The sequence below is a fragment of the Sphingomonas sp. 8AM genome, from assembly GCF_902506455.1.
GTDB lineage: Bacteria > Pseudomonadota > Alphaproteobacteria > Sphingomonadales > Sphingomonadaceae > Sphingomonas.
Genome location: NZ_LR733844.1, coordinates 2591093 through 2616706, shown reverse-complemented (window position 1 = coordinate 2616706; position 25614 = coordinate 2591093). Strand labels below are relative to the sequence as shown.

25 protein-coding genes and 1 pseudogene are annotated in these 25614 nt (G+C 68.1%); 11 read left to right on the top strand and 15 right to left on the bottom strand.

Translation table 11 applies throughout. From position 1 onward, the window contains the following. Positions 1 to 120: 120 nt before the first annotated feature. Positions 121 to 1608: an MFS transporter gene (locus BACI71_RS12380; RefSeq protein ID WP_159759054.1), complete on the top strand. Its 1488-nt coding sequence runs from the start codon at positions 121 to 123 to the stop codon at positions 1606 to 1608. Between the two features lie 109 nt (positions 1609 to 1717). Here BACI71_RS12380 and BACI71_RS12375 read toward each other — a convergent pair whose 3' ends face one another. The 4 genes from BACI71_RS12375 to BACI71_RS12360 are packed head-to-tail and all read right to left on the bottom strand — an operon-like array spanning position 1718 to position 5161. Further along, a complete protein-coding gene (locus BACI71_RS12375) occupies positions 1718 to 2659 on the bottom strand; it encodes a Gfo/Idh/MocA family protein (RefSeq protein WP_159759052.1) in 942 nt (313 codons plus the stop codon). Beyond that, the gene (araD1, locus tag BACI71_RS12370; RefSeq protein ID WP_159759050.1) at positions 2656 to 3651 is read right to left on the bottom strand and encodes an AraD1 family protein; all 996 of its coding nucleotides are present in this window, start codon (positions 3649 to 3651) and stop codon (positions 2656 to 2658) included. Before araD1 ends, BACI71_RS12375 begins: the two co-directional genes overlap by 4 nt. Beyond that, a complete protein-coding gene (locus BACI71_RS12365) occupies positions 3648 to 4286 on the bottom strand; it encodes a 2-dehydro-3-deoxy-6-phosphogalactonate aldolase (protein ID WP_159759048.1) in 639 nt (212 codons plus the stop codon). Before BACI71_RS12365 ends, araD1 begins: the two co-directional genes overlap by 4 nt. After that, positions 4283 to 5161, bottom strand: a complete 879-nt coding sequence (locus BACI71_RS12360; RefSeq protein WP_159759046.1) for a 2-dehydro-3-deoxygalactonokinase — start codon at positions 5159 to 5161, stop codon at positions 4283 to 4285. Before BACI71_RS12360 ends, BACI71_RS12365 begins: the two co-directional genes overlap by 4 nt. A gap of 109 nt (positions 5162 to 5270) precedes the next feature. Here BACI71_RS12360 and BACI71_RS12355 point away from each other — a divergent pair, with 109 nt between their 5' ends. Then, positions 5271 to 6143, top strand: a complete 873-nt coding sequence (locus BACI71_RS12355) for an SMP-30/gluconolactonase/LRE family protein (protein WP_159759044.1) — start codon at positions 5271 to 5273, stop codon at positions 6141 to 6143. 158 nt (positions 6144 to 6301) lie between these two features. On the opposite strand, the gene BACI71_RS12350 is transcribed toward BACI71_RS12355, so the two are convergent. Then, positions 6302 to 7627 (bottom strand): sugar MFS transporter, encoded by a 1326-nt coding sequence (locus BACI71_RS12350; protein ID WP_159759042.1) that lies wholly within the window; start codon positions 7625 to 7627, stop codon positions 6302 to 6304. A gap of 154 nt (positions 7628 to 7781) precedes the next feature. On the opposite strand from BACI71_RS12350, the gene BACI71_RS12345 reads away from it, so the two are divergent. Next, on the top strand, positions 7782 to 8909 hold the full coding sequence (locus BACI71_RS12345) for an aldose epimerase family protein (protein ID WP_159761168.1): 1128 nt from the start codon (positions 7782 to 7784) through the stop codon (positions 8907 to 8909). 18 nt (positions 8910 to 8927) lie between these two features. Beyond that, positions 8928 to 9275 (top strand): annotated as a pseudogene (locus BACI71_RS12340) (dihydroxy-acid dehydratase domain-containing protein); the annotation flags it as partial. A gap of 225 nt (positions 9276 to 9500) precedes the next feature. Here BACI71_RS12340 and ilvC read toward each other — a convergent pair. From ilvC to miaA, 4 genes are all read right to left on the bottom strand, one after another. Then, entirely contained in the window at positions 9501 to 10520 is a 1020-nt protein-coding gene (gene ilvC, locus BACI71_RS12335; RefSeq protein WP_159759023.1) for a ketol-acid reductoisomerase, read from the bottom strand. Positions 10521 to 10646: 126 nt separating this feature from the next. After that, positions 10647 to 11162, bottom strand: coding sequence for an acetolactate synthase small subunit (ilvN, locus tag BACI71_RS12330; RefSeq protein WP_028965305.1), 516 nt, complete (start codon positions 11160 to 11162; stop codon positions 10647 to 10649). 148 nt (positions 11163 to 11310) lie between these two features. Next, positions 11311 to 13101 carry a biosynthetic-type acetolactate synthase large subunit gene (ilvB, locus tag BACI71_RS12325; protein ID WP_201297365.1) on the bottom strand — a complete coding sequence of 597 codons (1791 nt, stop codon included), beginning with the start codon at positions 13099 to 13101 and terminating at the stop codon, positions 11311 to 11313. Positions 13102 to 13164: 63 nt separating this feature from the next. Next, a complete protein-coding gene (gene miaA / locus BACI71_RS12320; RefSeq protein ID WP_159759019.1) occupies positions 13165 to 14079 on the bottom strand; it encodes a tRNA (adenosine(37)-N6)-dimethylallyltransferase MiaA in 915 nt (304 codons plus the stop codon). Between miaA and serB the strand changes: the two genes are divergently transcribed. The 3 genes from serB to BACI71_RS12305 all read left to right on the top strand — a co-directional run bounded on the left by serB (position 14078) and on the right by BACI71_RS12305 (position 16517). Then, positions 14078 to 14959, top strand: a complete 882-nt coding sequence (serB, locus tag BACI71_RS12315; RefSeq protein ID WP_159759017.1) for a phosphoserine phosphatase SerB — start codon at positions 14078 to 14080, stop codon at positions 14957 to 14959. The genes miaA and serB overlap by 2 nt on opposite strands. 77 nt (positions 14960 to 15036) lie before the next feature. Continuing rightward, complete coding sequence (locus BACI71_RS12310) at positions 15037 to 15753, top strand: ParA family protein (RefSeq protein WP_159759015.1); 717 nt, start codon at positions 15037 to 15039, stop codon at positions 15751 to 15753. Next, positions 15753 to 16517, top strand: coding sequence for a tetratricopeptide repeat protein (locus BACI71_RS12305; protein ID WP_159759013.1), 765 nt, complete (start codon positions 15753 to 15755; stop codon positions 16515 to 16517). The genes BACI71_RS12310 and BACI71_RS12305 overlap by 1 nt, the downstream gene beginning before the upstream one ends. A 35-nt stretch (positions 16518 to 16552) precedes the next feature. Here BACI71_RS12305 and BACI71_RS12300 read toward each other — a convergent pair whose 3' ends face one another. From BACI71_RS12300 to BACI71_RS12280, 5 genes are all read right to left on the bottom strand, one after another. After that, positions 16553 to 17773, bottom strand: a complete 1221-nt coding sequence (locus BACI71_RS12300) for a dihydroorotase (RefSeq protein ID WP_159759011.1) — start codon at positions 17771 to 17773, stop codon at positions 16553 to 16555. Then, positions 17770 to 18759: an aspartate carbamoyltransferase catalytic subunit gene (locus tag BACI71_RS12295; RefSeq protein WP_159759009.1), complete on the bottom strand. Its 990-nt coding sequence runs from the start codon at positions 18757 to 18759 to the stop codon at positions 17770 to 17772. Before BACI71_RS12295 ends, BACI71_RS12300 begins: the two co-directional genes overlap by 4 nt. Before the next feature lie 321 nt (positions 18760 to 19080). After that, complete coding sequence (locus tag BACI71_RS12290; RefSeq protein WP_159759007.1) at positions 19081 to 19479, bottom strand: VOC family protein; 399 nt, start codon at positions 19477 to 19479, stop codon at positions 19081 to 19083. Between the two features lie 129 nt (positions 19480 to 19608). Continuing rightward, positions 19609 to 20070, bottom strand: a complete 462-nt coding sequence (gene ruvX / locus BACI71_RS12285) for a Holliday junction resolvase RuvX (RefSeq protein ID WP_159759005.1) — start codon at positions 20068 to 20070, stop codon at positions 19609 to 19611. Positions 20071 to 20266: 196 nt separating this feature from the next. Next, positions 20267 to 21367, bottom strand: a complete 1101-nt coding sequence (locus tag BACI71_RS12280; protein ID WP_159759003.1) for a DUF3089 domain-containing protein — start codon at positions 21365 to 21367, stop codon at positions 20267 to 20269. 134 nt (positions 21368 to 21501) lie between these two features. Between BACI71_RS12280 and gatC the strand changes: the two genes are divergently transcribed. Genes gatC through BACI71_RS12260 form a run of 4 tightly spaced genes read left to right on the top strand, consistent with a single transcriptional unit; the run spans position 21502 to position 25084 of the window. Beyond that, the gene (gene gatC / locus BACI71_RS12275; protein WP_159759001.1) at positions 21502 to 21789 is read left to right on the top strand and encodes an Asp-tRNA(Asn)/Glu-tRNA(Gln) amidotransferase subunit GatC; all 288 of its coding nucleotides are present in this window, start codon (positions 21502 to 21504) and stop codon (positions 21787 to 21789) included. Further along, positions 21789 to 23273, top strand: a complete 1485-nt coding sequence (gene gatA / locus BACI71_RS12270; RefSeq protein ID WP_159758999.1) for an Asp-tRNA(Asn)/Glu-tRNA(Gln) amidotransferase subunit GatA — start codon at positions 21789 to 21791, stop codon at positions 23271 to 23273. The genes gatC and gatA overlap by 1 nt, the downstream gene beginning before the upstream one ends. A gap of 12 nt (positions 23274 to 23285) precedes the next feature. Next, positions 23286 to 24749, top strand: coding sequence for an Asp-tRNA(Asn)/Glu-tRNA(Gln) amidotransferase subunit GatB (gene gatB, locus BACI71_RS12265; RefSeq protein ID WP_159758997.1), 1464 nt, complete (start codon positions 23286 to 23288; stop codon positions 24747 to 24749). Continuing rightward, positions 24746 to 25084, top strand: coding sequence for a GFA family protein (locus BACI71_RS12260; protein WP_236552972.1), 339 nt, complete (start codon positions 24746 to 24748; stop codon positions 25082 to 25084). The genes gatB and BACI71_RS12260 overlap by 4 nt, the downstream gene beginning before the upstream one ends. 257 nt (positions 25085 to 25341) lie before the next feature. Here the strand turns inward: BACI71_RS12260 and BACI71_RS12255 are convergent, their stop codons facing one another. After that, positions 25342 to 25542 carry a hypothetical protein gene (locus BACI71_RS12255; RefSeq protein WP_159758995.1) on the bottom strand — a complete coding sequence of 67 codons (201 nt, stop codon included), beginning with the start codon at positions 25540 to 25542 and terminating at the stop codon, positions 25342 to 25344. Between the last annotated feature and the right edge of the window lie 72 nt (positions 25543 to 25614).

The following is a 25614-nucleotide window of genomic DNA, read 5'->3' as shown; positions in this document are numbered from 1 at the left end:
CGGGTCGCCGGAAGCGGGGCCCCGGATCAAGTCCGGGGCGACGAATGGAAGGTGTTCGGATCGAACCGACGATAACGATCGTGGGACCCTTGAATGTCGATACGGCCTGGGACTCCCTGCATGACCGCCCCGCGCCGCCGCCATCAATCGCTCGCCGGGCTGGCGAACATCTCGTTCGGCTTCTTCGGCATCCAGATCGGCTTCGCGCTCCAGAACGCGAACATGAGCCGCATCTTCCAGTCGCTCGGCACCTCGCTCGACGATCTGCCCGCCTTGTGGGTCGCCGCGCCGCTTACCGGGCTGCTCGTCCAGCCGGTGATCGGGCATTTCAGCGACCGGACGTGGCTCGGGCGCTTCGGGCGACGACGGCCGTATTTCCTCGCCGGTGCGCTGCTCGCCGCGCTGTCGCTGGTCGTCATGCCGCTCAGCCCGGCGCTGCTCGTCGCGGCGATGATGCTGTGGGTGCTCGACGCGTCGCTCAACATCTCGATGGAGCCGTTCCGCGCCTTCGTCGGCGACATGCTCGACCGCGACCAGCACGCCGCGGGCTATGGCGTGCAGACCGCGTTCATCGGTGCGGGCGCGGTGTTCGGGTCGATCTTCCCGTGGCTGCTCGAACAGGCCGGGGTGTCGAACGTCGCCGCGCCGGGCCAGATCCCCGATTCGGTGCGCTTCGCCTTCTGGTTCGGCGGCGCGGCGCTGCTCGCCAGCGTGCTGTGGACCGTCGTTACGACAAGTGAATATTCGCCCGCCGAGATGGCGGCGTTCGACGGTGTTGCGGAGGCGGAGGACGGCAGCACCGCGCGCGTGCTCGCCGCGCGCCCGGCGATCGCGCCGCTGCTGTGGATCGCGTCGGGTGCGGCGGTGGTCGTGCTGGTCGCGCTCGCCGGGCTCGAAAAGGAAATGTACCTGCTCGGGGCGCTACTCGCCGGTTACGGCGCGGCGAGCCTCGTCGCGATCCGCGCCGCGCGGGCGGGGCGCTCGCCGGGGCTGCTGGGGCATATCGTCGGCGATTTCGCCGGCATGCCGCCGTTGATGAAGCGGCTGGCGGTCGTCCAGTTCTTCAGCTGGTCGGCGCTGTTCATCATGTGGATCAACACCACACCGGTCGTCACGCAGGTGTTCTTCGCCGCGCCCGACGCCGCCAGCCCGGCGTATCAGCGCGGCGCGAACTGGGTCGACGTGCTGTTCGCGACCTATAACGGCGTCGCCGCGGTATCGGCGCTGCTGCTGCCGTGGCTGTCGGCGCGGATCGGCAAGGCGCGAACGCATGTCGTCGGATTGCTGTGCGGGGCGGGCGGCTTCGCGAGCATCTTCGTCATGCCCGACGCGCATTGGCTGCTGATCAGCGAGATCGGGATCGGCATCGCCTGGTCGACGATCCTCGCCATGCCCTATGCGATCCTCGCCTCGGCGCTTCCGCAGCGCAAGCTCGGCATCTATATGGGATTGTTCAACGTCTTCGTCGTGACCCCGCAATTGCTGGTCGCGACGGTGATGGGGTCGATCACCCGCCACTTCTTCCCGACCGAGCCGATCTGGACGATGGCTTTCGCCGCGGTGACAATGGCCGGTGCGGCGGTCGCGATGTTGCGGGTGCGGGAGTAGCGCTTACGCTCTTCCCGTTCGGCTTTTCATTGCGAGCCAAGCGAAGCAATACAGGGCCGGATCAGGACGCCCTGGATTGCTTCGCTACGCTCGCAATGACGGCATAAGGTTATTCTACAAAAGGCTCGACGCTGATGTGCCGCCCGCGCAGGAAGACATCGGCCACCGCGCGGAGCGGCGAGACGTCGACGTCCGACACGCCCGCGCGCACGATCGCGCCGAAACGGTGATAGAGCCCCGGATATTCGCCGTGCAGATCGGCGTCGTGCGCCAGCGCTTCCTTGCCGTCGATCGTCAGCACCGATCCGCCCTTCGACAGCAGCAAGGTGCCATCGTCGGTTTCGACCTCGATATCCCAATGCTGCGGGCCTTCCTGGCGGAAGTCGAGGTCCATCGCGATCTCGGCCCCGGCGGTGTCGCGGAAGGCGACGCGCGCCGCGATCGGTGCCGCGCGGTTCGACGGCACGTCCAGCTCGGCGGTCTCGACGAAGAAGGGGCGCGGGAGGATGCGCGTTGCGATCGACAGCGCGTTGATGCCCGGATCGAACACCCCGAAGCCACCCGGCTCCCAGATCCAGTCCTGCCCCGGATGCCAGACGCGTACGTCCTCGCGCCACGTGATCGTCGCCCGCTTTACCTCGCGCTCGGCGAGCCATGCGCGCGCCGGCTCGACGCCATCGGCGTAGCGCGAGTGCCAGCTCGCGAACAGGCTGACGCCCTTCGCCGCCGCCGCGTCGCGCAGCGCGATCACCTCGGCCAGCGTCGCGCCCGGCGGCTTTTCGAGGAAGACGTGCCAGCCCTGCTCGATGCAGAATTGCGCGATGGCGCGGCGTACCTGCGGCGGGGTGCACAGCGACACCGCATCGACCTCAAGGCCACTGTCCGCAAGTTCGTAGACGTCGCGGAAGAACGGCAGGCCGTTGACGCTCTCGCCGCTGCGGCTGATGGTGGCGACAAGGTCAAAGCTCTTGCCGGCGGCGATAGCGGGCAGATGCTGGTCGTGGGCGATCTTGCCCATGCCGACCAGCGCGAGACGGATCGGCGCGGTCACAGCGCGCGCACCACGACCGGGGCGGCGGCCGCATCGGTCAGCGTGTTGCGCAAGGGGAGCGCGAACGGCGCGGCCGCGATCTCGAACACGTCACCGGCCTGCGTCTTCACGCCATCGGCGACCGACAGCGTCGCGGTGCCGAAGAAATGCACGTGCACGTCGCCCGGCCGGCGGAACCCGGCATATTTGAAGTGGTGGTGCTCCAGATTAGCAAGGTGGTGCGACATATTGTCCTCGCCGGTCAGGAACGGCTTCTCCCACAGCGTCTGGCCGTCGCGGAGGATCTTGCTGGTGCCGCGGATGTCCGACGGCGGGGTGCCAAGCAGCAACTCCGCGCCGAGCGACGCCTGCCGCAGCTTGGAATGCGCCAGCCACAGGTAATTGTGCTTCTCGGTCACATGGTCGCTGAACTCGTTGGCGAGCGCGACGCCGAGCCGGTACGGCGTGCCGTCGTCACCGATCAGATAGATTCCGGCCAGCTCGGGCTCCTCGCCGCCGTCCTGCGCGAAGGCGGGCGACGCGAACGGCGCTTCCGGCGCGACCAGCGACTGGCCGTCGCCCTTGTAGAACCATTCCGGCTGCTGTCCGACCACGCCGTCGGCAGGCTTGCCGCCCTCGACGCCTTCGAGGAACATTCGCATCGAGTCGGTCTGGTGCTCGGCCGACGATGCCGCCTTGTGCATCGCGTCGCGCCCCGATGCGGAGCCGAGATGCGTAAGCCCGGTGCCCGCCAGCATCAGGCGCGCGCTGTCTTCATGATCGATCGCGGGCAGCAGGTGCCCGGCGTCCAGCTCGGCGGCGATGTCGACCGCCTCGTCGCTGCGGCGCTGCGCCGCGGCCTCGGCCAGTGTCGTGCCCGCGGCGATCGCCGCCAGCGCCAGTTCGCGGGTCGTCGCTACGCCGGTCAGGAAGACCGCGCGGTCGCCCTCGGCGAGGATCACGCGGCGACGCCCGTCGTCACCGCGATGTTGAAGCAGACGGGTATCGGTCATGCGATGTCCTTGAGGGCAGAAAGATAGCGGCGCGCCTCGGCGGCGACCGCGTCGGCAGACTTGCCGGGACGATAGAGGTTGGAACCGAGCCCGAAGCCATCGGCCCCGGCGGCGCGCCATTCGGCGACATTCTCGGGCACGATCCCGCCGACCGCGAGCATCCGCGTCGTCTTGGGCAGCACCGCGCGCTGCGCCTTGAGATAGCCGGGGGTGGTGCCGTCGGCGGGGAAGAGCTTGAGCGCGGTCGCGCCGGCGGCGAGCGCGGCAAAGCCCTCGCTCGCCGTGAAATAGCCGGGCATAGAGATCATCCCGCGCGCCGCGGTGGCCGCGATAACGTCGGTGTTGGTGTTGGGGGAGACGATCAGCGTCCCGCCGACATCCTGCAGGCGCGCGACATCCTCGACCGTCAGCACCGTGCCCGCGCCGATCAGCGCGCGATCGCCGACGCGCTCGACGAGCAGCTTGATGCTGTCGAACGGATCGGGCGAGTTGAGCGGCACTTCGATCAGCGTGAAGCCTGCGTCGACCAACGCATCGCCGACCGCGGGCGCCTCGGCTGGGGTCAACCCGCGCAGGATCGCGACGAGCGGCGCGGCGGTGAAGGCGGCGTCGAACCGCGCATGTGTCTCGGTCATCGTGTCAATTCCCAGAGGCGGTGGATGCCGGCGGCAAAGGCGCGCTCGCTGTCGAGCGTCACCGGCGTGCCGCCGCCGTGCCGGATCGCGGCGGCATAGAGATCGGCGAGCGCGCCGCCCGCGAGCAACTGGACGGTGCGCCCGGCGAGATCCGCGCGCGCGCCGACGTCGGCGCCGATCAGCACCCCGCTGGCGAACGCCGCCGCCTCGTCGGGGGCGAGCCGTCCGAGCAGCACGCGCGCGCGCACCTCGAACAGCGCCACGGTGAGATCACGTGCGCCGGCGCCGCGCGCCAGCCCGTCCTGGAATGCCGCGCCGTCCGCGACCGTGCCGTCGAGCATCCCGGCAAGGATGCCGTGCCTGCGCAGCAGCGCGAACAGTTCACCGGTCAGCGCGGTGGCGATGTCGGTGACGCGCCCGGCCTCGGTCGCGATCCATTTGTTGTGCGTGCCCGGCTGGCAGAACAAGGCATTGGCGGGGGCGAGCCCGGCGGTGATCGCGCCGAGCACCTGCACCTCCTCGCCGCGCATCACGTCCGCGCGCGCCGCGCCGCGCAACGCGACGCCCGGCACCAGCGTCGCCGCCGCCGCGTCGATCGTCACGCAGCCCGCCGCCAGCGCGTCCAGCCCGGCCGGCGCATCGACATAGGCGACCTCGCGCCAACCGCGATTCGACCCGACCATGCCCGCCGCGATCACCGGCAACTCGCCAAGCGTCGCGCGGATCGCACCGATTTCCGCCGGATAATCGTCAGGCTTCAGCGACAGGATGCCGCGCGCGTCCTTGAGCGACGCCTCCGCCACGCCCGCGGCGGACATCCGCCACGCACGCCGGTTCGTCGTTCCCCAATCTATGGCGATGTAGCCGCCCGACACGTCATCCTCCCATTTATTTGTAGGACATAAAGCCTTCGGCGACGAGGTCAAGGCTGTGCGCCGCTCGCGCTATCCTGTACGCCGACCTATACGGGACAAGGAGAGACAGATGACCGAAGTGCGGACGTTGTGGCGTGGTGCGGCGACCCTCGGCGAGGGGCCTGCCTGGGACCCGGTGCAGGAGGTCCTGTGGTTCGTCGACATCAAGCAGCAGCGCGTCCATCGCTACGATCCGGTCTCCGGCGAGGTGGTCGCCTGGCCGGCACCGGCGCAGGTCGGCTGGGTGCTGCCCGGCGCAGGCGGCGCGATGCTGGCCGGCTTGCAGACCGGGCTCGCGCGCTTCGACCCCGACACCGGTGAATTCATGCATCTCGCCGACGTCGAGCCGGATCTGCCGGGCAATCGCCTCAACGACGCGACGGTGGCGCAGGACGGGACGGTCTATTTTGGGTCAATGGATGATGGCGAGACCGGGATTACCGGGCGCGTCCATCGCTGGGACGGTCAGCAGGTGACGACGACCGCGATCGATCCGGTGGCGATCACCAACGGCCCCGGCCTCTCGCCGGATGGCACGACGCTGTACCATGTCGATACGCTCGGCGGGGTGATCCATGCCGTCGCGCTGGCGCCGGACGGGACCACCGGCGCGGTGCGTGTGTTCGCGACGATCGATCCCGCCGATGGCTGGCCCGACGGTGTGACGGTCGATTCGGCCGGCAACGTCTGGCTCGGACTATGGGGTGGCTGGTGCGCGCGCTGCTACGCGCCCGACGGCACGCTGCGGCAGGAGGTGAAGCTGCCCGCCGCCAACATCACCAAGATCGCGCTGGGCGGGCCGGATCTGAAGACCGCCTTCGCGACCAGCGCGCGCAAGGGGCTCGACGACGCGGCGCTGGCCGACCAGCCTGATGCGGGCGGGCTGTTCGCGTTCGAGGTCGAGGTGCCGGGTCAAGCGCTCGCGCCGGCGCGGCTCGGCTGACACGAAAGGCCGACGGCTCGCGAGAGCCGCCGGCCTTTTCGTGTACGCGTCATTTTCGGGCAAACGTCCTTCCGGACTTGATCCGGATTCCGTTTCCTCCTTCGGTCGCCAAGAAGAAGCGGGGTCGCGGATCAAGTCCGGGAGGACGGTGGTGGGGATCAGTGCGCCGTGTCGTCGACCGGCACGTCGGGCAGCGCGTTGGTCGCCTTGGCGCCCCACAGTGCATAGAAGAGAATGTACAGCTCGCACGCCGCGGTCAGCAGGAACGACGGCTGCAGGCCATAGGCATCGGCCAGCTTGCCCTGTACCACCACCAGCGCACCGCCGGCGATCGCCATGATCAGCAGCCCCGAACCTTCCTCGGTCAGCGGCCCCAGCCCCTTGATGCCGAGCGTGAAGATCGTCGGGAACATGATGGAGTGGAACAGCCCGACCGAGATCAGCGCCCACATCGCGACCGGCCCGGTCGTGAACACGGTGATGAGCATGACGATGAACGCGCCGATCGAGAAGGCGGCGAGCACCGTCTCCGCCGGAATGCGCTGCATGATCGCCGAACCCGCGAAGCGCCCGATCATCATCCCGCCCCACAGGAACGTCAGATAGCGCCCGGCCTGTTCGGCGGTGATGTTGGCGATCTGCGGCTGGCTGACGAAGTTCACGAACAGGTTCGCGACGCCGATCTCGGCGATCAGGTAGATGAAGATCGCCGGGATGCCGAACACGAGGTTGCGGTGCTTCCACAGCGAATGGTTCTTGCGGTCCTCTTTGGCGACGCGGCTCGTCGATCCGCCCATCGCCGGCAGCGGGAAGCGCGCGATGACGACGGCGAGCACGACCAGCACGATCGCGACCAGCACGTACGGCAGGACGACCGACTGCGCGTCGGCGAGCCGCTCCGCCTCGGTCAGCACCGTGCCCGTCGCGGCGGTGCCGCCCTTCGAGCGGCCGAGGATCAGATACGCACCGAACAGCGGCGCGAGCATCGTTCCGGCCGAGTTGAGCGCCTGCACCAGATTGAGGCGCGACGAGGCGGTCTCGGCCGGGCCGATCACCGCGACATAGGGGTTGGCGGCGACCTGCAGCAGCGTGATGCCGCTGGCGATCACGAACAGCATGACAAGCGTCACGCCATAGCTCGGCAGGCTGGCGGCGAGCACCATGCCCAGCGCGCCGGCCGCCATGATGAGCAGCCCGATCACGAGCGACTTTTGATAGCCGATCCGCTCGATAAGCTTGGCCGCAGGGATGGAGGCGAAGAAATAGGCGATGAACCAGACGCTTTCGATCAGCGTCGTCTGCGTGTAGTTCAGGTCGAACACGCTGCGCAGGTGGGGCAGCAGCGTGTTGTTGATGACGGTGATGAACCCCCACATGAAGAACAGGCTGGCGAGCAGCGTCAGCGCGCGGCCATAGCCGGGCATCGTGCCGCCCGAACTGCCGCCCGCGCGCGTCGCGCCCGGTGAAATGGGGGGTCCGGCCATCATCCTCTCCTCAACCTGATCATGTTCGCGCGGCGGGGTTGCGCCGCAGAGATATGTCTGACTATATTCGCCGCGAAGAAGCGGTCAATGCGGCAAACGCTGTTGGCTGGCAAGTGCGGGAGGGGTGTCGGTGAGCAATTCGGTGACGCGTTGGATGGTGGGCGCGGGCATGGCGCTGGCGAGTGTTTTGACAGCCTCTTCCGCATTGGCGGCGACGGCGGAGCGCGCCGCGTTCGGGACGCTGCCCGACGGTACCGCGATTGAGGCGGTCACGCTGAAGGGCAGCAACGGCGTCAGCGCGCGGATCATGACGCTCGGCGCGACGCTCCAGTCGTTCAACGCGCCCGACCGCAACGGCAAGGTCGCCGACATCACGCTCGGCTATGACGATGCCGCCAGCTACGTCACCAACCCCAATTTCTGGGGGCAGACCGTCGGTCGCTATGCCAATCGCATCGCGGGCGGCAAGTTCACGATCGACGGCAAGGCGTACCAGCTGCCGCTCAACGACAAGACCAACTCGCTGCACGGCGGGACGAAGGGGTTCGACAAATATATCTGGCGGATCGCGTCGGTGAAGTCGGGTCCGCAGGCCAGCGTGACGATGGTCATCACCAGCCCGGCGGGCGATCAGGGCTATCCCGGGACGCTTCAGGTGTCGGCGACCTACAGCCTCGACGACAAGGGCGCGCTGACCATCGATCTCGATGCGAAGACCGATGCCGCGACGGTCGTCAACCTGACCAACCACGCACTGTTCGATCTGGCCGGCGAGGGCTCGGCGGCGGGCATTTATCCGCAATTGCTGACGGTCCCGGCGGCGCGCTACACGCCCGTCAACGCCGCGCTGATCCCGACCGGCGAGCTGGCGCCGGTGGCCGGCACGGTGTTCGACTTCACCAGGCCGCGTGCGATCGGACAGAGCGTCCGTGACGGCAACGACGCGCAGATCGTGATCGGCCGCGGCTACGACCACAATTTCGTTCTCGACAAGGGCGCGACCAAGGAGCCGGGCTTGGCGGCGCGTGTCGAGGACACCGCGTCGGGGCGCGTGCTCGAGGTGCTGACCACCGAACCGGGCGTGCAATTCTATTCCGGCAATTTCATCGACGGCTCGTTCGTCGGCAAGCAGCGCCACGTCTACCGCATGGGCGACGGCTTCGCGCTGGAACCGCAGAAATTCCCGAACACCCCCAACCAGCCGTCGTTCGGCTCGGCGCGGGTCGATCCGGGCAAGCCCTATCATCACCGCATGGTGTACCGCGTCTCGGTGGCGCGCTGATCCCCGGAGTTTGCTGACATGACCGCCCCCCACGATCCGACGAAGCTGCGCAGCCGTGCGTGGTTCGACAATCCGGCGAACATCGACATGACGGCGCTGTATCTGGAGCGCTATCTGAACTTCGGGCTGACGCTGGAGGAATTGCAGTCGGGCCGCCCGATCATCGGAATCGCGCAGACCGGTTCTGATCTCAGCCCGTGCAACCGCCACCATCTGGTGCTGGCGGAGCGCGTGCGCGAGGGCGTGCGCGAGATGGGCGGGATCGTGCTGGAATTCCCGGTGCATCCGATCCAGGAAACCGGCAAGCGCCCGACCGCCGGGCTCGACCGCAACCTGGCGTATCTCGGGCTGGTCGAGGTCTTGTGGGTTGGGGTGGGTGGCGTCCGGATGGTTACGGCCGCCCCATAAGCTGTGGCAATCGTACCACAAGCACGCCACCCACCCCCGGCACCGCCCTTGAACGGGAGGAGAGCGATGGCCACCCGCCGGCCCGTCGGACCCGGCAAAGCCGTGCCCTATGGGCCGGCTCTGCCGCGCCGGCCGATCTGGCGCAGTCGGGCGGCAGCACGGCTGCCGCACGCTGCGCTGCGATCAGTTCTTCTCCTTATCCACCAGCTTGTTCGCGCCGATCCACGGCATCATCGCGCGCAATTCCGCACCGGTCTTCTCGATCTGGTGCGCCGCCGCGGCCTTGCGCGCCGCCTTCAGCTCCGGCTGACCCGCGCGATTGTCGAGCACGAAGTTCTTTACGAACCGCCCCGACTGGATGTCGGCCAGCACGCGCTTCATTTCCTTCTTCGTCTCGTCGGTGATGATCCGCGGACCCGTGACGATGTCGCCGTACTCGGCGGTGTTCGAGATCGAGTAGCGCATGTTCGCGATCCCGCCCTCGTACAGCAGGTCGACGATCAGCTTCGTCTCGTGCAGGCACTCGAAATACGCCATTTCCGGCGCATAGCCGGCCTCGACCAGCGTCTCGAACCCGGCCTGGATCAGGTGGGTCACGCCGCCGCACAGCACCGCCTGCTCGCCGAACAGATCGGTCTCGCATTCTTCCTTGAAGTTCGTCTCGATGATCCCCGAGCGCCCGCCACCGACGCCGCTGGCATAGGCCAGCGCGACGTCATGCGCATTGCCGCTGGCGTCCTGGTGGATTGCGATCAGGCACGGCACGCCGCCGCCGCGGACGTACTCGCTGCGCACGGTATGGCCCGGGCCCTTCGGCGCGATCATGATGACGTCGATGTCCGCCGGCGGCTCGATCAGCCCGAAATGGACGTTCAGGCCGTGCGCAAAGGCCAGCGCGCTGCCCGGCTTCATCCGGCCCTTGATATCGTCCTCGTAGATCGCGGCCTGATGCTCGTCAGGAGCGAGGATCATCAGGATGTCGGCCCAAGCCGCAGCATCCTTGGTGCTCATCACCTTGAACCCGGCGTCCTCAGCCTTCTTCGCCGTCGCCGAGCCCTCGCGCAGCGCGATCGCGACCTCCTTGATCCCCGAATCGCGCAGGTTCTGTGCATGGGCGTGCCCCTGCGAGCCATAACCGACGATGGCGATCTTCTTGCCGGTGATCAGATTCAGATCTGCGTCGCGATCGTAATAGACCTTCATGTTCTTGCTCCTTTTTCGTCACCCCGGCCTTGCGCCGGGGTCCCGCTTCTTCGCTGGCGTGGCAGAGGAAGCGGGACCCCGGATCAAGTCCGGGGTGACGGGTTATGTTGATCCAATAGCGAAGTTTTACGCCGCGTCCTTGCCGCGCGCGATGGCGACGATGCCGGTACGCGCGACCTCGATCAGGCCGACCTCCGCCATCAACTCCAGAAACTTGTCGATCTTGCTCGTCCCGCCCGTCACCTCGAACACGAAGCTGCTGGTCGTCGCATCGACCACCCGCGCGCGATAGACTTCGGCGAGCCGCAGCGCCTCGATGCGATGGTCGCCGGTGCCGCGCACCTTGACCAGCGCCAGCTCGCGCTCGACGTGGTCGCCCTCGGCGGTCAGGTCGTGGACGCGGTGGACGGGCACCAGCCGGTCGAGCTGCGCGACGATCTGCTCCAGCGTCGCCGGGCTGGCGCTGGTGACGATCGTGATCCGGCTGACCGCCTTGTCGGCGGTGATCTCGCTGACCGTCAGGCTCTCGATATTGTAGCCGCGCGCGGTGAACAGCCCGGCGATCCGGGCGAGGATGCCCGGCTCGTTGTCGACGATCACCGCCAACGTGTGGCGTTCGGCTTTCTCTTCACGGATGTGCATTTCAGCTCTCACTCCCCTCCCTTGCAAGGGAGGGGTCGGGGGTGGGTGGCGTCTTGGCGGCGTACAGCTGATCGGGGCGCGGGCGGTGCCGTATCACGAGCACGCCACCCACCCCCAGCCCCTCCCTTGAAAGGGAGGGGAGCCTCGATCAAACCAGCGCCTTGGCCTCGTCGTCCATCGTCCCGCTGACCTCATTGGCCTGCAGGATCATGTCGGTATGCGCCGCGCCGCTCGGGATCATCGGGAAGCAATTGGCGAGCTTGGCCACCATGCAATCCACCATCACCGGGCCATCATGCGCGAGCATCGCGGCGATCCCGTCCTCAAGCTGGTCGGGCCGCTCGATGCGGATACCCTTCCAGCCGTAAGCCTCGGCCAGCTTCACGAAATCGGGCAGCGAGTCCGAATAGCTCTCGGCATAGCGGCTCTCATAGGTCAACTCCTGCCACTGGCGGACCATCCCCATATATTCGTTGTTGAGGATGAACACCTTCACCGGCAGGCGATATTGCGATGCCGTCGCCAGCTCCTGAATGTTCATCTGGATCGAGGCTTCGCCCGCGATGTCGATGACCAAAGCATTGGGGTTGCCGAGCTGCGCGCCGATCGCCGCGGGCAGGCCATAGCCCATCGTACCGAGCCCACCGCTCGTCAGCCACTTGTTCGGCAGATCGAACCCGAAATGCTGCGCGGCCCACATCTGGTGCTGCCCGACCTCGGTGGTGATGATCGGCTGGCGATGGTGCGTGGCGTCATACAGCGCACGGACGGCGCGCTGCGGCATGATCTCGCCCTTGTTCTCGTTCGGCCCGGTCTCCGGGAAGTCGAGGCACTTGCGCGCCCGCCAGCCCTCGATCCGCCGCTGCCATTCGGCAATGTCGGGCTTCGGATGCTGGCGCGCCTTCCAGACGTGGATCATGTCCTGCATCGCGTGGCCGGCATCGGCAACGATCGGCAGGTCGATCCGCACCGTCTTGTTGATGCTCGACCGGTCGATGTCGATATGCACCTTGCGGCTGTTGGGCGAGAAAGCGTCGAGCCGCCCGGTAACCCGATCGTCGAAGCGCGAGCCGATCGCGACGACCAGATCGGCCTGGTTCATCGCCATATTGGCTTCATAGGTACCGTGCATCCCCAGCATCCCGAGCCATTGCGGCCCGCTCGCGGGATAGGCACCCAGCCCCATCAGCGTCGAGGTGACCGGCGCGCCGGTGATCTTTACCAGCTCCTGCAGCAGTTGCGATGCCGCCGGGCCGGAGTTGATGACCCCGCCGCCGGTATAGAGCACCGGGCGCTCCGCCGCCGCCAGCATGTCGACGACCTGCTCGATCGCGGCGCGATCGGCCTTGATCTGCGGGCGATAGGTCTTGTGCTGGATCGGGCCGGGTTTCGCATAGCCGGCGGTCGCAACCTGCACGTCCTTGGGAATATCGACCACGACCGGACCCGGGCGGCCCGAGGTCGCGATATGGAACGCCTCGTGGATCACCGCGCCGAGCCGTGCCGGATCCTTCACGAGGTAATTGTGCTTCGAGCAGTGACGCGTGATGCCGACCGTGTCGGCTTCCTGGAACGCGTCCGAGCCGATCAGCGCGGTCGGCACCTGCCCGGTGATGACCACCATCGGGATCGAATCGAGCAGCGCGTCGGTGATCCCGGTGACCGCATTGGTCGCGCCGGGACCGGAGGTGACGAGCACGACGCCGGGCTTGCCGGTCGAGCGCGCATAGCCTTCCGCCGCATGGGTCGCAGCCTGTTCGTGACGCACGAGAATGTGGCGAATGCGCCCACCCTTCTCGACCGAATTCCGGAACAAGGCGTCGTAGATCGGCAGGACGGCACCGCCCGGATAGCCGAACACGACCTCCACGCCGAGATCGCACAGCGCCTCGACCAGGATGTCTGCTCCGCTCTTCTCGGTCACGTCACGTCTCCTCATTGGGAAAGGGCAAGCGTCTTAGCCTGCCGGCTCCGGGGGCGCTACGGCATAGAAAGTTACGCGTCAACCGCTATTGGAGAAATAAAATTGCGAATTTGGCGCGGTGCAGCATTGCCACTCCCGGGGCAACTGATTGCGAAACCACGTATATTGCCGCTTGGCATAGCGCCGCGTGGCGAGTTGCGCCGCCGCCAGAGCGTCATCGCGTGACAGCGTACCCGACAGCATGGCGGCGATTTCGGGCACGCCGATCGCACGCCGCACCGGCGCGTCGGCGGGCACGTCGGTGCGCGCGAGCAGCGTGGCGACCTCGTCGACTCCACCTTCGTCAAACATCTGCACCAGCCGCGCGTCGCAGCGCGTCATCAGCGTCTCACGACCAGGCAACAGCACCAGCCCGCGCACGTCGACCGTGTCCCCGATTCCGCCGCACCGCGCTGCCTGCCACGCGGCCAGCGTCCGCCCCGTCGACCGCACGACTTCCAACGCACGCGCGACGCGCGTCGTGTCGCGCGCGTTGAGCCGCGCCGCCGCCTCCGGGTCCTCGCGCGAGAGGGCTGCGTGAGCCTCCGCGACCGGCAGCGCGCGCACCGCGGCACGCACGTTGGCGTCGATCTCCGGCACCGGCGCGATCCCGTCGAGCAGGGTGCGCAGGTACAGCCCGGTCCCGCCGACCAGCACCGGCACGCCGCCGGCCGAATGAACGCGCCGCACTTCCGCCGCCGCGTCCGCCGCCCAGCGCGCCGCCGAACACGCCTCCGCGCCATCGACATAACCGAACAGCCGATGCGGCACGCGCGCCTCGTCGGCGGGGGAGGGGCGCGCCGACAGCACGCGCAGGTCGCGATAGACCTGGCTGGCGTCGGCGTTGATCACCGTCCCGCCGATCCGCTCCGCCAGCTCGACCGCCAGCGCGCTCTTGCCGCTGGCGGTCGGCCCTGCGATGAGCGCCAGCCTTGGCTTTGCGGGGTTAGGCATGTTCACGGCGACGCTGATAGCAGCAGGGCGGCTGACGCCCAACATCATGGCCGAGGCGCACGATCGCCTCGCCGCGGCCGGCTGTGCGCCGACGACGCTGGCATGGATTGACGAGGGCGACGCCGCCGACTGGCAGTTCGAGCTGGCCCCCGCCGACGCGCGCGCCGCGCTCGAGGGCGTGTTCGACCGCGTCGATATCATTGTCCAGCCGCGCGACGGTCGCCGCAAGATGCTGCTCGTCGCCGATATGGATTCGACGATGATCACCGTCGAGTGCATCGACGAACTCGCCGATTACGCCGGGCTCAAGCCGAAGATCGCCGCGATCACGGAAGCGGCGATGCGTGGAGAGCTGGATTTCGAGGCCGCGCTCGACGCGCGCGTCGCGTTGCTCAGGGGGCTCGACGCTGCGGTCATCGACACCTGCCGCGCCGAGCGCGTGCAGTTGATGCCCGGCGCGCGCGCGCTGGTCCGCACGATGCGCGGGTGGGGGGCGAGCGCAGTGCTGGTGTCGGGCGGCTTCACGCGCTTCGCCGAACCGGTTGCCGCCGAAATCGGCTTCGACCGCGCGATCGCCAACGTGCTGGAGATCGACGGTGCGATGCTGTCGGGCACCGTCGCGCGCCCGATCGTCGGCGCCGCCACCAAGCGCGAGACGCTGCTGGAAACCCGCGCGGCGCTCGGGCTCGCGGACGCGGCGACGCTCGCGGTCGGCGACGGGGCGAACGATCTGGCGATGATCGAGGTCGCCGGGCTGGGCGTCGCTTACCACGCCAAGCCGATCGTCGCCGCGGCGGCGGCGGCGCGGATCGAGCACGGCGACCTGAGCGCGCTGCTCTGGGCACAGGGCGTCCCGCGCGCTGAATGGGCAAGTATCTGATCGAACGGCATTAACGCTTCCTCCACCATCCGCGTGGCAAGCAGCCGCACGGATCAACGGGGACATCGGCAGCCAACATGCGCGTACTCGCGGTCGCATCGCAGAAGGGCGGGTCGGGCAAGACGACGCTTGCCGGGCATCTGGCGGTGCAGGCGGAACGCGCCGGCCTCGGGCCGGTCGCGCTGCTCGACCTCGACCCGCACGGTACGCTCGCGCCATGGGCCGCCGCGCGTACCGCGCCGTCGCCCTCCTTTTCCGCCACCGGCGTCACCCGCCTCGCGCCGGATCTCGACGCGCTGCGTGAGCAGGGCGTGCGGCTGGTGGTGATCGACACGCCGCCGGCGCTGACCGTCGCGATCCAGGCGGCGATCCACCTCGCCGAGCTGATCGTCGTGCCGACGCGCCCCAGCCCGCACGATCTCCATGCGGTCGGCGGTACCGTCGAGCTCTGCGAACGCTCGGGCAAGCCGTTGCTGTTCGTCGTCAACGCCGCGATTGCGGGCGCCGCGATCACCGCCGACACCGCCATCGCCCTGTCGCAGCACGGCACGGTCGCCGCGGTCACCCTCCACCAGCACACCGAATTTGCGACGGCGATGGCGGATGGTCGCACCGTGATCGAAACCGACCCGGACGGGGCTGCCGCCGGCGAGATCGTCGCGCTCTGGACGCAGGTCTTCGACCGGCTGGAAAAGAATTTCCGGCGTACCGTCTTCACGACCAGCACGCCCGGTGGCGGCTATGGCGCGGTGCGTGCGACCGCGCACAGCTTCGGCCGCCGGGTGTTGACCTGATGAGCGCCGGTCTGTCCCGCCTCGCGACGATCGTCGCCGCCGCGCTGTCGCTGGCCGGCTGCAGCGTCTGGCATTTCGATTTCGGCCGCGCCCCTGTCGTCGCCGATGCCGGCGCGGCCGATGAGGTGGCCGCCGAGCGCGCGCTCCGCCAGCGCCGCTGGCCAGTGGCGGTCGCCCGCGCCGAACAGGCCGTTATGCACGACGGCAGCGACGGCGACCGCCGCGTGCTGCTCGGCACCGCGTACCTGCGCGCTGGTCGCTTCCGTTCGGCGGCGCAGGCGTTCGACGACGCGCTCGCACTGCGACAGGCGGACGGCGCCACCGCGCTCCACCTCGTGCTCGCGCAGATCGCGAGCGGGCAGCACGATGCCGCACAGGCGACGCTATCGCGCTACGCCGCGCTTATCCCGGCTGCCGATCGCGGGCTGGCGCTGGCGTTGGCCGGACAGCCGGGGCAGGGCGTCGAGGTGTTGATGGCGGCGATGCGCGTTCCCGGTGCCGATGCGCGCACCCGGCAGAACCTCGCGCTGGCGCTTGCACTGGCCGGCGAATGGCCGGACGCCTTCTTCCTCGTCGGGCTCGACCTGCCGCCGGCGCAGGCGCGCGAACGGATGCTCGGCTGGATGCGTTTCGCCCGCCCGCAAGCCGCGGCGGAGCAGGTTGCCGCACTGCTCAGGATCATCCCCGCGAACGACCCCGGCCAGCCCGAGGCGCTCGCGCTCCGCCGCGCTGACCCCACGACGGTGGCAGTCGCGGCGCGCTGATCGTCCCGTCACCCCGGAACAGCGCCCGGGCGACGCTACCCCGCGATCGCGCGGCCACCCTTCCACATCGCGGTGACACGCCCCTGCACCGGCAACCCGTCAAACGGCGTATTGCCCGCCTTGCCCGGCAACCGGTCGGCGTCGATCTGCCACGGCGCGCTCTCGTCGATCAGGATCACGTCGCCCGGCATCCCCGCCGCCAGCGTGCCCGTCTCCAGCCCGAGCAACGCCGCCGGTCCGGTCGCCAACAGTGCAAACAGCTGCGGCAGCGTCACGCGCCCGTCGCGCGCCAGCCCCAAGGCCAGCGGCAGCAGCGTCGCCGCATCCGCCGCCCCCGCGCTGGCGTCGGCGAACGGCAGGCGCTTTTCCTCCGGCCCGCGCGGATCATGCCCCGAACACAGCAGGTCGATCGTCCCGTCCGCCAGCGCCGCCAGCGCTGCCTTGCGATCGTCCTCGCTGCGCAGCGGCGGGGAGAGATGCGCGAAGGTGCGGAAATCGCTCATCGCATTGTCGCTGAGTAACAGATAGGCGGGCGTGACGCCGCACGTCACCCGCACCCCGCGCGCCTTGGCCGCGCGCACCAAGGCGAACCCCGCCGCAGTGGTGACGCAACGCAGGTGCAACCGCGCGCCGGTCTCCTCCGCCAGCATCAGGTCGCGCGCTATCGCCAGCGGCTCGGCAAGCGCCGGCGCGGACGGCAGCCCGAGCCGCGTCGCGGTCTCGCCCTCGGTCGCCACCGCGCCCGCCGCCAGCCCGCCGTCCTCGGCATGCGAGACGACCACCACATCAAGATCGCGCGCATACATCAGTACGCGGTGCATCACGCCCGAGTCAGCGATCCAGCCGCGCCCGGTTCCGACGGCGCGCGCGCCCGCCGACAAACAGATCGCCATCTCGGCGAGGTCCTTGCCCGCCAGCCCGCGCGTCGCCGCCGCGATCGGATGGATCCACAGATCGGGCCGCCCGATCAGCGCGAGCCGCTGCACCGCGCCCGGCTCGTCGAGCACCGGCACCTGATCGGGCATCGGCGCGACCCGCACCACGCCGCCGGCGCGCGCCGCCGCGCGATCGATCCGCGCCACGCCGACGTCGATGATGCCAGGCGCGAGCAACCTGCCGCGACAATCGATGCGCTCGGCATGGCTCGGCGCCTCGCCCGAAACGATCGTGCCGTCGACGATCAATAACTCGCCGTCGCGCTCGCCGCCGGCCGGGCAGACCAGCCGCGCATTGGTCAGGTGCAGCGCCTGCGTCATGCCCAGCCCTCCACCTTGCGCGCACGCCGTGTCAGCACATCCAGACAGGCCATCCGCACCGCCACGCCCATCTGCACCTGCTCCGTGATCGCCGATTGCTCGACATGGTCGGCCACCGCCGAATCGATTTCCACCCCGCGGTTCATCGGCCCGGGATGCATCACCAGCGCGCCCGGCGCGCGCGCGTTCAATCGCTCGAGCGTCAGCCCGTAGCGGAGATAATATTCGCGCGTGGAGGGGACATAGCCGCCCGCCATGCGCTCGGTCTGCAGCCGCAGCATCATCACCACGTCCGCGCCCTCGATCGCCTTGTCGAAGTCGGTGAAGGCGGTCGCGCCGAACCGTTCGATCGCGGGCGGCATCAACGTCGACGGCGCACAGACCCGCACCTCGGCGGCCAGCGCGGTCAGCGCGAGGATGTTCGAGCGCGCGACGCGGCTGTGGAGCAGGTCGCCGCAGATCACGACGCGCTTGTTCGCGATTCCCCCCAGCCGCCGCCGGATCGTGAGCGCGTCGAGCAGCGCCTGCGTCGGATGCTCGTGCCGCCCGTCCCCGGCGTTGAGCACCGGGCAATCGACCTTGTCCGCGATCAGCCGCACCGCGCCGCTCGACATATGCCGGATCACGATCACGTCCGCGCGCATCGCGTTCAGCGTCATCGCGGTGTCGATCAGCGTCTCGCCCTTCTTCACGCTCGACTGCGCGGCATGCATGTTGACGACATCGGCGCCGAGCCGCTTGCCCGCGATCTCGAAGCTCAGCAGCGTGCGCGTGCTGTTCTCGAAAAAGGCGTTGATCTGCGTGAAGCCCGCCAGCCGCTGATCGGGCGCGGCGCGGGTGCGGTTCGCCTCGACCCAGGTCTCCGCCTCGTCGAGCAGGAAGGTGATTTCGTGCGGCTCTAGGCCTTCGATCCCGGTCAGGTGGCGGTGCGGAAACACCGCGCCTCCGGGGATCAGCGTGGCGGGGCGGTGGTCCGACTGGTTCATCGAAGCCGCTGCCTAATGGCGGAGCGGGGAGGGGGCAAGTCGGCGTGGGTTCGCGCGGAGCACGCAAAGGCCGCAGAGACGATGGCGCCGCTGCCTGACGGGAGACATGAGCGAAACTGCGATGATCTCTCGACAATGGCTGCGCCGCTTCGCGTGCGCTGCGCGACCCGATGGTTTACTGGTGCCTGCTCGCCGACTCAAGGGCGTCCACAAACCCCGAAACGCACTACTCGCGATGTTCGATTATGGTGGTTAGCGGACATTCGCGCGATTGCATGATCGAGGTCCGCCAAGGTCAACAGCGGAGCCGTACCGGACGGATCAGGCAGGAAAATGAATTCCACACAGTTTGTTACCGTCAGGGTCACGAAAATAGGCCAGTTCGATGGTGCCCATGGAGGCAGTTTCGCGTGGTCCGGGCGGAGCTTCGATCGAGGTGCCGCCAGCGGCAATGGCGGTGTCGTGAAGCTGCTTCACCTGCTCGGGCGAGTCGCAGGAAAAGGCGACGGTGCTGCCGTTGGCGACGCTTGCCGGTTCGTCGTTGATCGGCTGGCTGACGATGAAGTTCGTCCCGTTGCCGTTATTGTAGATTAGACGTGTATGGCCGCTGTCGGCGATGTTCCGCTTCCCTTCCCCTGCACCCAAGGTGCCGAGCACCGTTTCGTAGAAGCGCTTGGACCGTTCAATGTCGTTCGATCCGACCATGGTGTGAAAAAGCACGCTTACTCTCCTGAAGGCTGATCGACATCCGAGCGCCTCAATCGGTCTCACCTAGCCGGTACAAAACCAGCGTTCACTCCCGGGCTCTCGAATCGTCCGCTACTGGGCGTTAGCGGACGGTTCGTCGCATCAAACCGCCACCAGCGCATCAATCGCTGCTTGCAGGATATGCGCCGCGGCATGATTATCGATCCGCTCCGCCCGCTTCGCCCGGCTGAAGTCCTGCTCGATCAAGGCGCGCTCCGCCGCCACCGTCGACCAGCGCTCGTCCCACAGCAGGATCGGCAGCCCGGTGTCGCGACAATTGCGCGCGAACGCCCGCGTCGACTGGCTGCGTGGGCTTTCGCTGCCATCGAGATTCAGCGGCAGCCCGATCACCCAGCCGCGCACCTGCTGCGCCTCCGACAGTGCGACCAGCGCCGCCTTGTCGACGGTGAACTTCGCGCGCCGGATCAATTGCGCCGGGCTCGCGAAGCTCCACTCCGCATCGCACAGCGCGGTGCCGACCGTCTTGGTCCCGACGTCGAGCCCGAGCAGCCGCCCGCCCTCCGGCAGCATGGCGCGAAACGCCGCCGCTTCAATGACGATCATCGAAGGCAACTCCCCCGTCATTGCGAGCGTAGCGAAGCAATCCAGAGCGTCCTGGTCCGGCTCTGGATTGCTTCGCTACGCTCGCAATGACGGATGAACCCGTTTGTGCTGAGCCTGTCGAAGCACGTGCCCCGGCGAACCCGCCCTTTGACAAGCTCAGGCGGCACGAAGCGTGGACGTTGCAGATCACGCCACATCACCCCGCCGCCAGCCGCCGCACCGCATCCGCGCGGACGTTCGCCCAGAACAGGCTGTAATCATACACATGATAATTGTTGCCGGGCAGCGTATACGGTCCGACGTCGGGCGGAGAGCCGATCAGCAGCAGCCCGCGCCCGCCGCACTTCGCGCCGATCCGCCCCGCCTCGATCCGCGCCTCGCTCATCGCCGCATTGGGGAACAGGGTGCCCAGATTGGCGCTCGACGGCGCGACGGCGTTCGGTGTGCCGGTCAGCGGGTTCGTGCACAGCATCTGCGTACCGCGGCGCGGCTTGCCGTCGAACCCGGTCGAGCGATCGTAATTGTCGAGGATCAGCGACGGATCGGCCGGCTCGGCAAACGTCTGCCACGACAAGATGCACCCACGCTGGTCGGCGCGCTCGCACGCCGGCAGCCCCAGCGCCGGCAGATCGTTGCTCACCGACACCGGCCAGCCGACGACATAGGCCGCGACGATCCGCTTCGCCAGCGGGGTGCCCGCAACCCGGTCCTTGAGCAGATGCGTCAGGTGCAGCCCGCCCTGACTGTGCCCGGCCAGGATGATCGGGCGCGTCGGCCCGGCCTCGGCCAGAAAGGCGTCGAAGGCGGCGAGGATGTCGCCATATGCCAGCGCCAGCGCCTGTTCGGCGGCGCGCTGATCGGTCAGGAACGCGCCGAACGTCGCCTGCCGGTAACGCGGCGCCCAGATCTCGCCCGCCTCGTTGAACGCGCTCGCCTGACCGCGCAGGAACAGCGCGGCGCGGTTGTTCGCCTCCTCATCGGTCAACGGCGCGTTCCAGTGCGCGCGATTGAGGTACGAGGTCGGGTGGATGAAGAACACCGCCGCGCCGCCGGGGGCCTTGCGCGGCGTATAGCCGGGCGGGGTCCACAAGGCCGGATTGCGCGCGAGCGCCGGGCGCGCCAGCCACATCGAATCCGGCGCATAATCCCTTGCGGTCAGCAGCTTCTGGTCGCGGAACGACTCGCCCGGCACCATTGCCATCCGCATCATCCCGACACCCCACAGGCGATAGGCAAAGGCAGCCGCAGTCGCCAGCACGATCAATGCGACGACGACGTAGAGGAATTTGCGGGCCAAATGAGCGTCACCATTGTGCGGTGCAGCAAAAGCGCCGGGTCCGCAACCGCAAAGCTGGTGCCTCAGGAATGCGCGTCGCGCAACCGTGCGAGGCGTGTTGCAAGATCGTGCCGCCGGGTGGTAGCGGCGGCGGCATGTCCGTTGACACCGCAACCGTCAGGCGCATCGCCGGCCTCGCCCGTATCGCCATCACCGACGACGAAGCCGCCCGGCTCGCGCCCGAACTCGGCAACATCCTCGACTGGATCGAGCAACTGGGCGAGGTCGATACTGCCGGGGTCGATCCGATGACCGCCGTGATCCCCAACCATTTGCGTCTGCGCGATGATGTCGTCACCGACGGCGGGGTCCGCGACGCGGTGCTGGCCAACGCCCCGCAGGCCGAACATGGCTTCTTCACTGTGCCCAAGGTGATCGAATAATGACCGCACTCACCGATCTGGGCATCGCCGCGATCCGCAACGGCGTCCGCGACGGCGATTTCTCGGCGCGCGAAGTGGCCGAGGCGTTCAACGCCGCGGTCGCCGCTGCAAAGCCGCTGAACGCCTTCCTCGTCGAAACCCCCGAGCATGCGCTCGCCGCCGCCGACGCCGCCGATCAGGCGCGCGCGGCGGGCGAGACGCTGAGGCCGATGGCCGGCGTGCCGATCGGGATGAAGGACCTGTTCTGCACCAAGGGCGTGCCGACCACCGCGGCCAGCCACATCCTCGAAGGCTTCACGCCCGCGTATGAGTCGACGGTGTCGCAGAACCTGTGGAACGCCGGCGCGGGGATGCTCGGCAAGCTGAACCTCGACCAGTTCGCGATGGGCTCGTCGAACGAGACCAGCTATTTCGGCAACGTCATCAGCCCGTGGCGGCGCAACGACGGCGGCAACGCGCCGCTCGCGCCCGGCGGCTCGTCGGGCGGTTCGTCCTCGGCGGTCGCGGCGCGTGTCGCACCGGGCGCGACCGGCACCGACACCGGCGGCTCGATCCGCCAGCCGGCGGCCTTCGTCGGCATCTCGGGGATCAAGCCCACCTACGGCCGTTGCTCGCGCTGGGGGACGATCGCCTTCGCCTCGTCGCTCGATCAGGCCGGGCCAATGGCGCGCGACGTCCGCGACTGCGCGATCATGCTGGAGGCGATGGCGGGGTTCGACGCGAAGGACGCGACGTCGCTCGACCTGCCCGTGCCGAACTGGGAAGCGCAGCTCAACGGCTCGCTCGCCGGCAAGCGCGTCGGCATCCCGAAGGAGTATCGCGTCGACGGCATGCCCGCCGAGATCGAGGCGCTCTGGCAGCAGGGGATCGTGTGGCTGAAGGATGCGGGGGCCGAGATCGTCGACGTCTCGCTGCCGCACACCAGATACGCGCTGCCGGCCTATTACATCATTGCACCGGCGGAGGCTTCGTCGAACCTCGCGCGCTATGATGGGGTCCGTTACGGCCTCCGCGATCTCCCCGAGGGGGCTAATTTGCAGGAGATGTACGCACGGACGCGCGCCGAAGGCTTCGGCGACGAGGTCAAACGCCGCATCCTGATCGGCACCTACGTGCTCTCCGCCGGCTTCTACGACGCTTATTATACGCAGGCGCAAAAGGTCCGCACGTTGATCGCGTGCGATTTCGAGCGGGCGTGGGAGGTCTGCGACGTGCTGCTCACCCCGACCGCGCCGTCGGCAGCGTTCGCGCTCGGCGAGAAGTCAGCCGATCCTTTGGCCATGTATCTCAACGACGTATTCACCGTCCCCTCCAGCCTCGCCGGCTTGCCTGCGATGAGCGTGCCGGGTGGTTTGGATGCGTCGGGGCTGCCGCTCGGGCTTCAGATCATCGGCAAACCGCTCGACGAACAGGGCGTCCTCAACGCCGCGCTGGCGATCGAGGAACGCGCGGGCTTCACGGCGCGCCCGGCTAAGTGGTGGTAAGAAAGACGAATCATGGCTGACGCATCCACCCCGTTCCGCATCAAGGGCGCCACCGGCGAATGGGAGGTCGTGATCGGCCTCGAAGTCCATGCGCAGGTGACGTCGAACGCCAAATTGTTCTCCGGCGCGGCCACCACCTTCGGTGCCGAGCCGAACACGCAGGTCTCGCTGGTCGACGCCGCAATGCCCGGCATGCTGCCGGTCCCAAACCGCGAGTGCATCCGTCAGGCGGTGCGCACCGGCATGGCGATTGACGCGCAGATCAACAAATGGTCGCGGTTCGACCGAAAGAACTACTTCTACGCCGATCTGCCGCAGGGCTATCAGATCTCGCAGCTTTATCATCCTATCGTTGGAGAGGGTGCGGTCGACATCGAGATTGGTGACGACACCAAGACGATCGGCGTCGAGCGCATCCACGTCGAGCAGGATGCGGGCAAGCTGATGCACGACCAGCATCCGACGCGCTCCTATGTCGACCTCAACCGTTCGGGCGTCGCGCTGATGGAAATCGTCAGCCGTCCCGACATGCGCTCGCCCGCCGAGGCGGGGGCGTATCTGACCAAGCTGCGCTCGATCCTGCGCTATGTCGGATCGTGCGACGGCAATATGGACCAGGGCTCGATGCGCGCCGACGTCAACGTCTCGGTTCGCAAGCCGGGCGACGAATTCGGCACCCGTACCGAGACCAAGAACGTCAACTCGATCCGCTTTGTGATGCAGGCGATCGAACATGAGGCGGCGCGGCAGGTTGAGGTGATCGAGGCCGGCGGCACGATCGTGCAGGAGACGCGGCTGTTCAACCCGGACAGCGGCACGACGCGGTCGATGCGCTCGAAGGAAGATGCGCACGATTACCGCTACTTCCCCGATCCCGATCTGCTTCCGCTCGAACTCGACGAAGCGTTCCTCGATGAATGCCGCGCCAGCCTGCCCGAGCTGCCCGACGCCAAGCGCGCCCGCTACGAAGCGCTCGGGATCACGCCGTACAATGCGCAGGTGCTGACCGGCGAGGTCGAAAGTGCGCGCTGGTTCGACGCGCTGCTCGATGCCGGTGCGAAGCCCGTTGCCGCCGCCAATTGGGTCAGCAGCGAATTATTCGGCGCGCTCAATCGATTGGGCAAGTCGATCGGCGACAGCCCGGTCACGCCCGGTCAGGCCGCCGAGTTGCTCGCGCTGGTTGCCGACGGCACGCTGTCGGGCAGCCTCGCCAAGCAGGTGTTCGAGGCGATGCTGGAAACCGGCGACGCGCCCGGCAAGATCGTCGAGGAGCGCGGGCTCAAGCAGACCAGCGACACGGGCGCGATCGAGGCGGTGATCGCCGACGTCCTCGCGAAGAATCCCGGCCAGCTCGAGCAGTACCGCGGCGGCAAGGTCGCGCTGTTCGGCTTCTTCGTCGGCCAGACGATGAAGGCGATGGGCGGCAAGGCCAACCCGGCCGTTGTCAACGATTTGCTGAAGAAGGCGCTGGGGTGACGATTGCGCGGCACGCGCATTGCCGGTGTGGTCAGCTGACCGCGACCTGCTTCGGCGCGCCGGTTCGCGTATCGGCGTGTCACTGCCGGGCCTGCCAGCGGCGCACCGGCGGACCGTTCTCGGCGCAGGCGCGCTTTCCGATCGACAAGGTGACGATCGCGGGCGCTTTTCGCGTCTGGGAACGGGTTGCGGAAAGCGGTCGCCACGCCTGGTATCGCTGGTGCGGCGAGTGCGGTGGAACGATCGCCTATACGAACGAGGGTCTGGACGGGCTGATCGCAATCCCGATCGGCGCGTTCGCGGACGATGCGAACGACGTGGAACTTCATCCCTGACGGTATCGGTGTTCGAACAGTACAAGCAGCCGTGGCTCAGGATCGAAGGCGAGGGCATCTCGCACGAAGACTGAAGGCGCCCAGTCGTGAAGATCGATAGTGACCGGGCCACCGTACTCTCTCGTCATCCCGGACCTGATCCGGGATCCCGCTTCTTCTTGCCTGAGTGCGCAGAAGAAGCGGGGCCCCGGATCAAGTCCGGGGCGACGTAAGAGTATCGCGGTCAGATGCGGGCGCGAGACCGCTGAAGCGGTGCGCTATTGCTGCGTCAGGTCCTGATTCTTGACCTCGCCGCCGGTGCCGCTGTTTCCGTCGAACTCGCCGGTATCAGTGAAGCGTGCCGGCTCCTTGCCGCCTTCGCCACGTGCCACCGCATCGCTGCGCGCTTCGACCGCCTGCTGGATGTCGGGCCGTTCGTCGTCACGGTTCGGGATCGGATCGATCGTCTTCTCTGTCATGCGCTCGGCCTTTCAGATGCTGGGAGTCGAGGGTCCCGGCGTACCGGGGGCCGGGACGTCAATGTCCGGGCC